8 protein-coding genes and 1 riboswitch are annotated in these 14,087 nt (G+C 46.6%); of the genes, 7 read left to right on the top strand and 1 reads right to left on the bottom strand.

Annotation, left to right across the window (positions count from 1 at the left end):
• Window positions 1-94: 94 nt before the first annotated feature.
• A complete protein-coding gene (locus B5E64_RS16265) occupies window positions 95-1,825 on the top strand; it encodes an AAA family ATPase (RefSeq protein ID WP_087169506.1) in 1,731 nt (576 codons plus the stop codon).
• A 111-nt stretch (window positions 1,826-1,936) separates the two neighbouring features.
• Here B5E64_RS16265 and B5E64_RS16260 read toward each other — a convergent pair whose 3' ends face one another.
• The gene (locus B5E64_RS16260; RefSeq protein WP_087169505.1) at window positions 1,937-3,985 is read right to left on the bottom strand and encodes a penicillin-binding transpeptidase domain-containing protein; all 2,049 of its coding nucleotides are present in this window, start codon (window positions 3,983-3,985) and stop codon (window positions 1,937-1,939) included.
• A gap of 219 nt (window positions 3,986-4,204) precedes the next feature.
• On the opposite strand from B5E64_RS16260, the gene B5E64_RS16255 reads away from it, so the two are divergent.
• From B5E64_RS16255 to B5E64_RS16230, 6 genes are all read left to right on the top strand, one after another.
• Complete coding sequence (locus B5E64_RS16255; RefSeq protein ID WP_242960270.1) at window positions 4,205-5,560, top strand: trypsin-like peptidase domain-containing protein; 1,356 nt, start codon at window positions 4,205-4,207, stop codon at window positions 5,558-5,560.
• Window positions 5,561-5,633: 73 nt separating this feature from the next.
• Window positions 5,634-6,623, top strand: a complete 990-nt coding sequence (locus B5E64_RS16250) for a 3'-5' exonuclease (protein ID WP_162610214.1) — start codon at window positions 5,634-5,636, stop codon at window positions 6,621-6,623.
• 24 nt (window positions 6,624-6,647) lie between these two features.
• Entirely contained in the window at window positions 6,648-10,220 is a 3,573-nt protein-coding gene (locus B5E64_RS16245; RefSeq protein WP_087169503.1) for an ABC transporter ATP-binding protein/permease, read from the top strand.
• A 145-nt stretch (window positions 10,221-10,365) separates the two neighbouring features.
• Window positions 10,366-11,259, top strand: coding sequence for a LysR family transcriptional regulator (locus tag B5E64_RS16240; RefSeq protein ID WP_087169502.1), 894 nt, complete (start codon window positions 10,366-10,368; stop codon window positions 11,257-11,259).
• Entirely contained in the window at window positions 11,256-12,323 is a 1,068-nt protein-coding gene (locus tag B5E64_RS16235; protein ID WP_242960268.1) for an FAD:protein FMN transferase, read from the top strand. Before B5E64_RS16240 ends, B5E64_RS16235 begins: the two co-directional genes overlap by 4 nt.
• A gap of 238 nt (window positions 12,324-12,561) precedes the next feature.
• Window positions 12,562-12,763, top strand: a riboswitch (cobalamin riboswitch).
• 199 nt (window positions 12,764-12,962) lie between these two features.
• On the top strand, window positions 12,963-14,066 hold the full coding sequence (locus B5E64_RS16230; RefSeq protein ID WP_087169501.1) for an ABC transporter substrate-binding protein: 1,104 nt from the start codon (window positions 12,963-12,965) through the stop codon (window positions 14,064-14,066).
• The last annotated feature ends 21 nt before the right edge of the window (window positions 14,067-14,087 follow it).

Here is a 14,087-nt window from a genome sequence, read left to right as displayed (position 1 = left end):
AGCTGTTCGCCAGCCTTGAAGAACTGTCCTTCCCATGGTAAAATAAATTCATTGATGACATAGAGAAATAATATGAGAAAGGACTGGTGAGCGGATGAACGGTAAGAATAAGAAAAAGCTGCCGGTAGGAATCGAAAGTTTTGAAAAGATCCGTACACAGGATTTTTATTATGTAGATAAAACGGTAATGATTCGGGATTTGATTCAAAGATGGGGCGAAGTGAATCTGTTTACGCGTCCGAGGCGTTTCGGAAAGTCGTTGAATATGAGTATGTTGAGATCATTTTTTGAAATCGGAACGGACCCGCTGCTGTTTGATGGCTTGAAAATTTCAAAGGAGAAAGAACTGTGCGAAAAGTATATGGGAAAGTTTCCTGTGATTTCTATCAGTCTGAAGGATGTGGAAGGATCCGACTATGATGTTGCACGTACACTTTTATGTTCTGTGATTGGAAATGAAGCACTTCGGTTTTATGAACTTCTTAAATCCAGTCCAAAACTGAATGAAGTGGAACGTCGGCAGTATGAACAGCTAGTCTGTACAGACCATGAACAGAGGGGCAGTTTCGCAATGTCGGATTCAGTATTGATGGGAAGTTTAAAGACCCTTTCTTCACTTTTGGAGAAACACTATGAGAAAAAAGTGATCCTTCTGATTGATGAGTATGATGTTCCGCTGTCAAAAGCCAACGAGCAGGGATATTATAATGAAATGGTGTTTTTGATGAGAAATCTGCTTCAGCAGGTTTTGAAAACGAACTCCAGCCTCTATTTTGCAGTGCTGACAGGCTGTCTGCGCGTGGCAAAGGAGAGTATTTTCACTGGACTAAATAATTTCAAGATTTATTCTATTACAGACGTTCGGTTTGATGAATATTTTGGGTTTACGGACAGTGAAGTAAAGGAAATGCTGGCATATTATGGACAGGAAGCGAAAGTTCAGACTGTCCGGGAGTGGTATGATGGCTATCATTTTGGAACGTTGGATGTCTACTGCCCGTGGGACGTCATCAGTTATTGTGATGATTTGATAGATGATAAAGACGCTGCGCCAAAAAATTACTGGATCAATACGAGCGGAAATGACGTTGTACGTCACTTCATTGAAAAGATGGGAAATGGAGTGATGAAAGGTGAAATGGAAGCGCTGATTGATGGGAAGGAAGTAGGGAAAGAAATTCATGAGGATTTGACGTATCATGAGATTTATGATTCTGTGAATCACTTATGGAGTATGCTTTTTATGACCGGGTATCTGACCAGACAAGAGCCTGCAGATGGTGATCGATATAAGCTGGTAATTCCAAATCTGGAGATTAGAAGTATCTTCATCAGACAGATTATGGCGATGTTTAAGAAAGAAGTTGCAAAGGACGGGAAACTTCTGGAATCTTTCTGCAATGCATTGGAGCAGGGGAATGCTGCCGAAGTAGAGAAGCTCTTTAGTTCTTATTTGAAGAAATCCATCAGCATTCGGGATACGTTTGTACAAAAGACATTGAAAGAAAACTTTTATCACGGCATCCTTCTTGGAATACTGGGATATAAGGATGGCTGGATTTTGAAATCCAATAAGGAATCCGGAAATGGATACAGCGATATCTGGATTTACGATGAAGAAAAGGAACTTGGCATAATTATAGAAGTCAAATATGCAGAGAAAAGTCAGTTTGAAGTCGTCTGTCGGGAAGCCATTGCTCAAATCGATAAAAACAGATATGCGGAAGAATTACGGGAAGAGGGCTGCAACTCGATTCTGAAGTACGGCATTGCCTGTTATAAAAAGCGGTGTCAGGTTACTGTAGTAAAAGAAAAAGTAGAATAATAAGACAAGGGGCCGTCAGGAAATAGCCGGTTCTAAACAGGGGAAGGTGTGACTCTTATGAGTCACACCTTCCCCTGAAATTTCAAAATCATCATTTCCCGGCTTCATCCATCATGATCCCAGATACTCATCCAATACAGCATCGTCCTTCTCTACAACATACGTACTTCCGCCTTTATCTTCTACATGTTCCACCATGCTGACAAGCAGTACTGGTTTGGCTGCGTTCGCGTCGGTGGTGAAGACGCTGAACCAGCCGATTTCCTGACCGGTAGTTCCCTGTTCGGATTTGAGCTCCGCAGTTCCGGTTTTTCCTGCGAGTTCCGTATCGTTGCGGTGTGCCGCATAGCCGGAGCCGGCCCGGTTGTTGACTACGGATTTCAGATCTTCTGTGAGAATGGATGTATTCTCCTGAGAGATCGCGTTTTCAATCCAAACGGTAGCAGACGGATTGTCTTTGTAAATCAGGTAAGGCTGAATCATGCTTCCGTTATTGGAAAAGGCCGTATACATAACAGCCAGATGAAGCGGATTGGCCAGTACCTGTCCCTGTCCGTAACCGCTGTCGGCAAGCTGGATCTCCTCGGTGATGGAGCCGTCGTTGTCGTACTGGGACTGGGACATCTTGATCTCAAACGGAACGACCTGATTGAAACCGAATTTGTCCAGACCGGCGGTAAACTTGTCTGCTCCGAGATTCAGAGCCACCTTGGCAAAGAAAATATTATCTGAGTAAATCAGTGCATTTTCCAGAGTACCCGGTGAATAGTCCTGCAGAGTAGTTACATAATAGCTGCCCCAGCTGGAGTCTTTCTGCCAGCTTGTGCCATTGCTTCCATAATCCTGATTCGGATCGATTGTTCCTTCTGCCAGACCGATGGCTGCTGTAAACGGCTTCAACGTGGAGCCCGGAGCGAAGGTCTGACGGAAGCGGTTGTAAAGAGGCTGGCTTTCGTCATTGTTCAGCGTATCCCACTGATCGGTAGTAAGACCGAGAATGAACTGGTTTGTGTCGTAGGATGGTGTACTTACAAGGGCAAGCACCTCGCCGGTGTACGGGTTCATAGCGACGGAGCATCCTTCATCTTCCTGGAACTGTTCGTACAGAGACTGCTGCAGTGTAATATCAATGGTCAGCCGGATATCCTCACCATCTGTCTTTTCCTGATAGGCGAGAACAGACTTTTGTTCCCCGTTTTCATCTTCGATGACTATGGTATAACCGCTTTGTCCGCGGAGTTCGTCCTCGTACAGAGATTCCAGCCCGCTTTTTCCGATGACGCTGTCAGAAGAGTATCCTTCGTCCGGATGTTCTTCCAGATCTTCGGCAGTGACGCTGGACACGTATCCGATCAGATGTGCGGCGGCTTCTCCGTAAGGGTAGTTTCTGACTTCTACAGTAGAGAGCATCACACCGGAAATCTCGAGAAGCTGGCTTCGAAGATCCGCATCGGAAGCGGAGATGGTTGTCAGCGGCACGAAAGAGTCATCTGTCACCCAGCCCTGTGAGAGTTCGGATTCGATGGCGTCACTGGTCATCCCGAGAAGTTCTGCCAGTGTCTCAACGTCCGCAGAATGATCTTCATTCATCTCTCCAGGAACAAGACCGACGGAATAGGCGGTGCCGGTACCTGCAAGTACGACATTATTTCTGTCAAGGATCTGGCCTCGTGCGGCCTCATCGGTGTAGATTCTGACTTTATCCGTCGAAGTCAGCTCCGGAAAGATCACGCTGTCATCCCAAACAAGGACGGTTCCTTTTTCACTGTCAGTTGTAAAGCGAGCGGTATTATCATAAGAAATTTCGCCTGCAAGCGTTGTCAAAGTAACCGAATAGGAAACACTGTCCTTTTCTTCGGATTTGATCTCTACTTGGACATCGGAACAGCCGATTCCTTCGTAAATGTTCTGATTTCTTGAAATGAAATCATCTTTGGAGACATCCCCGGCATCTACAAGATTGTACATCTTTTCATAATCCTGTGAAGTGATATAGGAAAAATAATTCTTCAGAATATCGGAAGGATTCTCTCCTGTACCGCGCAGACGGAAGAAAAGAAATACTCCTGCTGCGATTATGACAATGACTGCCACAATCAGGATCACGGGAAGAACCATGGATTTCTTCCGGGAAGAAGAACGTCTTCTTTTTCGACTCATAAAATGCAATTCCCTCCTTAATAAATATAGAATGCAAAAGTAACATATACTTCATTCATTATATCGGATTTCTATTTGCATTTCAGCAAATTTAGGAAAAAATAAGAAAAAGTGACAGGACATACTTTTTTCAAAATTTCATCACATGATCACCACAATGAGACATTATAGTAATAGATGTAAAAAGGAAACAAGGATAAAAAAAGGAAGTGCATAATTATGAAAAAACAGTTTTTCAATTTCCATAAAAATACTGAAGAGAACAAAGACAATATGACAAATGATCAGTCACAGGGATACGAAGGATATCAGAATTACCGGAACGATTATCAGCAGAATTACCAGCAGGATTCTTTTTATCCATATGGACAGCAGACTCCGGAGCAGGACCCGCACAAGAAGTCCCCAAAGAAGAGAAAAGGCGTCAAGACGGTCGCGGCAGTTACAGGGCTGGCCGTTCTCTTTGGCGGCATAGCAGGGGGAGCATTTTATGGAGTCAATTATCTGGTGGGCGGAAGCGGCAGCTCTTCCAATCAGATTGCGCAGGCGGATACAGCAAGTCTGACCCAGGTCTCCTCAGGGACAACCGATACAGATCTGACGGATCTGGTCAAAGCGAGCATGCCGTTTGTTGTATCGATCCAGAATATGTCAGTGGAAGAAGTACAGAACTTCTTCGGCGGTACATCCCAGCAGGAATCCACGAGTGTAGGTTCCGGTATTATCATCGGAGAGAATGATACAGAGCTTCTGATTGTGACGAATGCTCATGTAGTAGAGAATGCAAATACCCTGACAGTAACATTTAATGATGAAACCAGTCTGGAAGCCAATATCAAGGGTTCCGATTCCGATAAAGACCTTGCGGTTGTAGCTGTTCCGCTTGACAGCATCAGCAGTGATACAAAGTCAGCAATCAAGACAGCGACTCTTGGAGATTCTGACGCACTGCAGGTTGGAGAGGAAGTCATTGCAATCGGTAACGCACTTGGATACGGACAGTCCGTAACGAACGGAATTGTAAGTGCAAAGGACAGAGAGATCAGCGGATATGACGGAACTCTGATTCAGACAAACGCAGCGATCAACCCTGGTAACAGCGGCGGCGCGCTTCTGAATACAAAAGGTGAGGTCATCGGCATCAACTGTGCGAAGATCAGTGATTCGTCTGTAGAGGGTATGGGATATGCCATTCCGGTTTCCGAAGTTTCTGATATTATTCAGAATCTGATGAACCAGCAGACAAAGACAAGAGTCAGTGAAGAGGAACAGGGAAGTCTCGGAGTTCAGGTAATGGATATCGATGAGACAACGGCAGAACGTTACGGAATGCCACAGGGCGTTTATATTACAGGTCTTACACAGGATAATACAGATTCCGACCTGAAGCGTGGATATATTATTACCGCGTTGAATGGAACAACCATCTCAGATACCAGCGATCTTCAGAATGAACTGGGCTACTACCGTGCAGGTGAAGATGTTACGCTGACTGTACAGTCCGCAGGATCAGACGGGGAATACACCTCCCAGGATATTACAGTGACACTGATTTCCAGCCAGTCAAATCAGTAGGTCCGGCATACTACTTGATTTTTCCGGATACAGACCATATAATATGGTTGTACATCATGACAGGAGTGAAACGATGAACAGATACCGGAAAGAACATGACAACAAGTGGTATGAGATTACACTGAAAGATGAAAGTGTCAAGCTCGTAAAAGGGCAGCAGTCCATACCGGCGGTTAAACGAAAATATAAAGGACAGATCCGGTCAATCAGGCGGATTTCCATGCAGGGCCTGCAGGGCTGGCAGAAGGAGAGACTTGGAAATTATATCGCGTTTCTGGATCTGGAATATAATACAGGGGATCAGAATAAATACCCGACGGAAATCATTTCCGTCGGGATATTGATCGTTGAGAGGAAAAGTATGAAGGAAAAAGAATCATACTATTCTCTTGTACGCCCTAAATTTAATACTGTGCTGAATCCATACTGCATGGAGCTGACAGGACTCAGGCAGGTGGAAGTCGACCACGCGCCTGGATTCGGCCGGGTTTTTCGTGAAGTGCTGGATCTGTATCGTAAATGGAACATCCGGCAGACCTTTGTCTTTGGAAGCGCGGATAAGCCGGTCTTTCTGGATAATCTGCTTCTGAATGAAGAGGAAGAGGAGCTGTACCGGATCGGTGAAGGAATGAGGGATATTTCGCTTCAGTTATTTTTTACTTTATTTGGAAAGGACGGGAGTCTTTCCCTGGAAAAGATGGGAAGAATCCTGAATGTCTCGGTGGATGGAGCACTTCATAATGCGCTGAACGATGCGAGGCTTCTTTATTTATGCTATCGCGCAGTGATAAAGGGTGAGATTCCGCAGGACAGGCTTTCCATGGCCAGGGAGGAGCTTTTGATACGTGAGGTCTATCAGAAAAGCCGAAAATTTGAAGAGCCGATGACCGGATATCCGGAGGAGAAAAAACAGGCAGCCTATGCATTGATCGAGGAGCTGATGAGTACGGTAAAGACGGACTCGCTTCGGGAGAAAGGAAAGGTTCTGGCGCTTTGCGATGACATTCTTCTGATGACGGGGGAGAAAGCACGCTATCAGAGAGAGTATTTTCACTGGATTTAAGAATGACAAAAAAGGAGAACGTATATGCTTCAGATCAAACACATACGAAAGGAGTACCGGACGGGGAAACTGGTGCAGAAAGCACTTGATGATGTTAGTCTGAATTTAAGAGACAATGAATTTGTCGCGATCCTCGGACCGAGCGGCTCCGGAAAAACGACACTTCTGAATATTGTCGGAGGGCTGGACCGTTATGACAGCGGAGACCTGATTATCAACGGAATATCGACAAAGAAGTATAAGGACAGAGACTGGGATTCCTACAGAAACCATACGATCGGATTCGTTTTTCAAAGCTACAATCTGATTCCACATCAGACGATTCTGGCAAATGTAGAGCTTGCACTTACGATTTCCGGAGTCGGGAAAGCTGAAAGGCGCGAGAGGGCTCAGAAGGCGCTGGAAGAGGTCGGACTTGGAGAACAGGTACATAAAAAACCGAACCAGCTTTCCGGAGGACAGATGCAAAGGGTTGCGATTGCGCGTGCCCTTGTCAATGACCCGGATATCCTGCTGGCGGATGAGCCGACGGGGGCGCTGGACAGCGCGACGAGTGTCCAGGTAATGGATCTTTTAAGGGAAGTGGCCAAGGACCGGCTGGTTGTCATGGTCACCCATAACCCGGAGCTGGCAGAGGAGTACGCGACCCGGATCGTTAATCTGAAAGATGGCAGGATCCGGTCGGATTCCAATCCATATGAGGTGGATGAAACTGCAATGAAGCAGCCGGAGCATCAGAACATGGGAAAATCATCCATGTCACTTCTGACTGCATTATCCCTTAGTTTTAATAATCTGAGGACAAAAAAGGCGCGGACGCTTCTGACCTCCTTTGCGGGATCAATCGGAATTATCGGAATTGCATTGATTCTTGCGCTTTCTACAGGTGTCAATCAGTATATTCAGTCAGTGGAAGAGGATACACTTTCGGAGTATCCGCTCGAAATCCAGAGCACGGGGATTGATATGACCGCCATGCTCGGAGACGGAGGCGGGGAAGAGAAAGAGGCCGGCGATGTGGATGTGATCCAGATGGTCAGCAATATGTTTTCTACCATGGATTCCAATGATCTGGAATCCTTAAAAAAGTATCTGGAGAGCGGTGAGAGTGATATCAAAGACTATACCAATGCGGTGGAATACTCTTATTCTGTATCTCCACAGATTTACCGTGAAGATGGAGATTCCATCCGGCAGGTGAATCCGGACCGCTCATTTGATGCACTTGGATTCGGATCAGCCTCCGGGTCCAACAGTATGATGTCCTCCATGATGAGTACGGACATGTTTTATGAAATGCCGGAAAATGAAAATCTCTATAAAGAGCAGTACGATGTAAAGGCCGGTCGATGGCCGGAGAATTATAATGAGTGTGTGGTCGTCCTGACGGCAAACGGGAACGTCAGTGACTTTATGCTTTATACACTCGGACTTCGGGATGCTGTGGAACTGGATGAGATGATCCGGCAGTTTATCAATGAAGAAGATATCGAAACACCGGAAAATATGGGAAGCTATTCCTATGAAGATTTTCTCGGTATTACCTTTAAACTGGTCAACAGTGCGGACTATTATACGTACGACAGTCAGTATGGTGTCTGGACAGACAAATCCGGCAATGAAACCTATATGAAAGATCTCGTGAAAAACGGGGAAGATCTCAAGGTAGTAGGTGTTGTCCAGCCTGCAGAAGATGCCAATGCAGTGGCACTTTCTTCCGGAATCGGCTACCCGTCTTCTTTGACCCGGCATGTGGCAGAAGAGGCGGAAGACAGTGAGATCGTAAAACAGCAGATTGCGAATCCAGACGTCAATGTCTTTACCGGGGAGGCGTTCGGTGAGACAGAAAGCCAGAACGGGCTGGATATGAACTCGTTATTTACCGTCAATACGAATGCACTGGAAAATGCTTTTCAGTTCAACAGCGATGCGCTCTCAGGCAGCCTTTCCGGGACAGTGGATTTTTCCGACCTGTTCCAGATGGATGGAAACACTCTGGACCTTTCCGGAATGGTGGATCTTTCCGGAATCCAGATCGAGCTTCCGGATGCAGGCAGTCTGAATCTGAATGATCTGATGGGGAATCTGAACCTGACTGTTTCGGCGGAAGGGATGACAAAACTGGCGGGAAATCTGATTTCCGGCTATCAGGACTACGCAAAAGAGCATCCGGAGGCAGATTATTCGGGGCTGAGCGAAGACTTTGCAGGATATTTGAAAAGTACGGACGCACAGAAGATTCTCAAAGAAAATATTCTGGAGATCATTGAATCAAACGGCGGCGTCACCGCATCGGTTGAACAGATTCAGAACCTCTTCCATGAAGTTTTAAGCGGTTTTATGGAGTATGCGTCGGAGCATGGATATACGGATTCGGAGAGGTTTGATGAATATCTTCTGGAATACCTTCAGACACCGGCTGCGGCAGAGATCATCAACAGTTGGGGCAGCAGGATCTTTGATTCTGTACAGGATATTTCCATCACTACAGAGCAGCTTCAGAAGATTGCCCGGGAGATGGTAGCCGGATATCTGGATTACGCAGAAAAGAATCAGCTGCCGGATCTGACAAAGATGGATGACTATTTTGTCAGCTACCTGAATACAGATGCGGGGAAAGAAGCGCTTTCCTCCGGAATTTCGGAGATAGTTGATATGGAGAGCCTGCAGTCGCAGGTTGGTACGGCCCTTGAGAGCTATATGAAAGAGGTTATGGGCGCCTATACAGGAGCTATTTCAGACGCGCTGGAAACCCAGATCAGTTCTGCCATGAGCCAGGTGGTAAGCCGGATAAGCGCCGGAATGGAGACGGTGATGCAAAGAGCAATGAGCCGGGTGGGAACGAGCCTTCAGGAGGCCATGGGAGATGCCATGACCATCGATGCAGACGCCTTTGCCAATGCGTTTGAAATGAACATGAGTGAGGAGGAGCTCTCCGAGCTGATGATGTCCATGCAGTCTACGGGAGAGACTTCCTATGACAGTAATTTAAGAAATCTGGGATATGTGGATTTTGATGTCCCGACAGGTATTGCCATTTATCCAAAGGATTTTGAGGGCAAAGAAGAAGTCGTAAAGATTCTGGACGGCTATAATAGTCAGATGGAGGCACAGGGAAAAGACGAGCAGGTGATCACCTACACAGATATGGTTGGTACTCTTATGTCTTCGGTTACGGATATTATCGATATTATCAGCTATGTACTGATCGCCTTTGTGGCCATTTCTCTGGTGGTTTCTTCCATCATGATCGGTGTCATTACCTACATCAGCGTGCTGGAGCGGAAAAAGGAAATCGGAATTCTCAGGGCCATTGGTGCCTCAAAGGGGAATATTTCCCAGGTGTTCAATGCGGAGACCTTTATCATCGGGCTTTGCGCCGGGCTCATTGGAATCGGGCTTACCCTTCTGCTTCTCATACCGGGAAATGCATTGATCCATCATCTTGCAGATACGAATGAGGTAAGCGCCGTGCTCCCTGTAGTGCCGGCACTGATTTTGATTGTTTTAAGCGTTGTTCTTACGCTGCTTGGCGGACTGATCCCTTCACGAAAGGCGGCAAAGAGCGATCCGGTGACAGCGCTTCGTACCGAATAAAATTTTGCAGAACCTCTTGACCGGTTGTAACAACCGCCTGCTATAATCATATGGTTATCTGAACTATATGGTAAAAAGGCAGGAGCCGCTTAAGAAAAATGAGTAGACAAAGAAACAGGAAATTCCGGGTAAAGGAGGAGATCATATGTATAACCTGCAGCTTGAAACTTTTATTGTAGTAGCGGATCTGGGCAGCTTCAACAAGGCGGCAGAGGCGCTTTATATCACGCCGCCGGCTGTCACAAAGCAGATCAATCTCCTTGAAAAAGATCTGGGGCTGACCTTGTTTGTCCGTACTCACCGGGGGCTGGCTCTGACAGAGGCGGGGAAGTCTCTGTACCGTGATGCGAAATATATTATTCAGTACTGCAAAGACTCGGTCGAACGGGCTAAAAAGGCCATGCAGGAGAAGGATAATGTGATTCGGATCGGGACTTCACCGATGACTCCGGCAGCTCCTTTTGTACAGGCGTGGTCCACAATCCAGAAAAACTACCCGGATATCAAGCTGCAGATAGTTCCTTATATGAACAGCGTGGAGAATGCAAGGGAGATTCTGAAAAGCCTCGGAAAGAATATTGATATTGTAGCGGGGATTTTCGATGAAACGATGCTGAAGCTTCGTCAATGCTCCGGGCTGGAACTGTCCAGGCAGCAGATCTGCTGTGCGGTATCAGTCAATCACAGGCTTGCCCGGAAAGATCTTCTGACTTTTCAGGATCTTTATGGAGAAAATTTCCTGATGATGCATCGTGGATGGAGCAATTATGTAGATGAGCTTAGAGATGATATCTGGAAAAATCATCCGCAGATCCATGTGGTGGATTTTGACATTTACAGTCTCGATATATTCAACCAGTGTGAGAACAGTAACGATATTTTGATGGCGGTGGAAAACTGGAAAGATGTCCATCCGCTTCTGAAAGTGATCCCGGTGGAATGGAAATATACGATTCCGTATGGAATTCTGTATTCTCCGGAGCCGACAGATCTTGTAAAAAAATTTTTAAAAGCAATGCAAAAGGCGGTTCAGGCATGAGAAACTTTAAGACAGAAAGAAACTACCGTACAGGAATGGCAGCATTTGCGCTTCTGTGCAGTCTGACTCTGACTGCATGTCAGGAGACGCAGAATACGGACGGCAGCAGTCAGAAGGAATCCACGAGAGATTTTTTTGCCATGGATACCTATATGACATTTACCGCATATGGAGACGGTTCCGAAGAAGCGTTGGAAAAGGCGGAGAAAGAGATTCAGACACTGGAATCCGAGTGGTCTGTTACAGATGAAAACAGCGAGATCTATGCGGTCAACCACAGCAATAGAAATGTGGTGACGCTCAGCGAGGATACCGCCGGTATTGTCAGCTTTGCCCTGGAAATGGCAAAAGAGACCGATGGAGCACTGGAGCCTACCATTTATCCGGTGTTGACGGCCTGGGGATTTACGACCGATGAAAACCGGATTCCGGGAAGTGAGGAAATCCAGTCGCTTCTTGAGCGGGTTGGCTACGAAAAAGTGGAGCTGAACGGGCAGGAAATCCGTCTGCCGGAAGGAATGGAGCTGGATCTGGGCGCTGTAGGAAAGGGTTATGCGGGAGATCTGACAGCAGAGATTGTGAAAGAGAGCGGAGTAACGTCGGCTCTTTTAAATATCGGCGGTAATATTCAGACCGTGGGCTCCAGACCGGATGGAAATGACTGGCGGCTTGCCATACGGAGTCCTTACGGAGACGGGGAAGTCGGCGTGCTTGAGGTATCGGACTGCGCCGTGGTGACCTCTGGAAATTATGAGCGGTATTTTACCGGAGAGGACGGCAAACGATACGGGCATATCATTGATCCAAAGACCGGATACCCGGTGGATAACGGGCTGGCTTCTGTGACCATTGTGACGGAGGAAGGGAAAATGGGAGATGCCCTTTCCACCTCCATGTTCGTAAAAGGGCTGGAAGGCGCACAGGAATACTGGAAATCCCACGAGGGATTTGACATGATTCTGATGACGGAAGATGGAGAAATCTATCTGACAGAAGGCATCGAGGACAGTTTTACCTTGACCGACAGCTTCAGCAATATGGAGAAGCATATTATCAGAAGATAGAGGAGGGAGCGGAAAAGACGCGTCTTTCTCCGGATTCCGATTTATAAGGATGGGAAGCCGTTTCTGCGTAATTATTGCATGTTCTGGAAGAAAGACCGGAGCAACTATTACATGGAAGAGTTTGCTGAGATTCTGCACTGGCTTTTAGAAAAAAGCATAGGGAGAATGTCCGGTGGGAACTGCGGTTGCAATTGACGCCAAAGTATGCTAAATTGGGAACTGTAATATTTCCTGTTAGAATTGAATAACTTTATCAAGTGAAGAATTCCTTTGTCAAAGAGGATGCATTTTAAAAGGGAACGGAGTGGAAATCTCCGGCGATCCGGTCACTGTAAGCAAGGAGTCTGTCCCAATTTATGTCATTGCGGCAATGCCGTGAGAAGGCCGGGACAGGCAAGGAGAGGCAAGCCAGGAAACCTGCTTGATAGAGAAGATGAAGCTTCCGTGTAAAGCAGACATCTGAAAATATGGGCGGCAATCTTTGCCTGTCCATATGTTTTTGTCATGCCTGCTTATAAAAAGCAGGTTTTTTTGTTCTGCAAAACGAATCTTCCGGTAAGTAGGAATATGGATCTGACGGCCAGACCAAAGATCCTGTAACAGGAAAGGAAAATATACCGAAAGAAAGAAGGAGAGAACATGAAACAGAACATGGTGAAAAAGGTACTGGCGTGTCTTCTGACAGCCACAATGACGGTGGGACTTTCCGCCTGTGGAGGCAGTGACGGAAACAACAGCGGGGATGAGGGCAGAATCAGCTCTGATCAGGTGAAAGAGGACAATCAGGCTGCAGATGACGGTTCGTCTGACAGCAAGGATACCACAGAGAGTACGAAAAAAACCGAATATCCGCTGACGATCACAACTTATGGCCGGGATGGCGCCGAGTATACGATGACTTATGAGAAGGCGCCGGAAAAGGTGGCAGCGGTTTACCAGGGATCGGTGGAGACGCTGCTTGCTCTTGGACTGGAGGACCGGATTGTAGCGACGGCAGGGCTTGATAATGAGGTGCCGGATGATCAGAAAGCCGCATTTTCCAAAACAGACTATCTGGACGAGTTTACACCGTCCAAAGAGACAATGACGATGCTGGAACCGGATATGATTTTTTCCTGGGTATCCCTGTTTGATGAGGATAACCTTGGAAGCCCGGATGAATGGATTCAAAAAGGAACAAATGTCTATATCAATACGAATACCGCGGTGAAAGAAGATTCTCTGGAAAATGAATATAACGATATCCTGAACATTGGAAAGATTTTTGATGTGCAGGACCGTGCAGAAGAGATCGTAAATCAAATGAAAGAGACCGTAGAACACGTAAAAACGCTGGTCAAAGAACAGGAAGAAAAGCCGTCTGTCATGGTGGTAGAGAGCATGAATGATACCTTTACCAATTATGGCGCGGCAAGCATTGCGGGGGACATGGTGACCCAGCTTGGTGCCAGCCTTGCAAATCCGGACGCATCCACGGTTGGAAAGGAAGACATTTTAGCGGCAGATCCGGATGTGATTTTTGTCGTCTACATGCCATATACCGGGGATGATCCGGAAACGGTGAAGCAGGAAAATCTGGATAAGATTCTGGAAGATGAAGCATTTCAGAGCCTGAGCGCCGTCAAAAATGACCGGGTTGTTCCGATTATGTTAAGTGAGATGTATGCAAGTGCCACAAGGACGCAGGACGGGATTGAGACCATTGCCAAGGGCCTGTATCCGGATCTGGATCTGAACGAATAGAGGGAGCATGATGAAAAGAGG

Origin of the sequence: Drancourtella sp. An12, from assembly GCF_002160935.1 — a bacterium.
Classification (GTDB): domain Bacteria; phylum Bacillota; class Clostridia; order Lachnospirales; family Lachnospiraceae; genus Sellimonas; species Sellimonas catena.
Note: the sequence above shows the minus strand (reverse complement) of the source record. Positions and strands in the feature narration are given on the sequence as shown.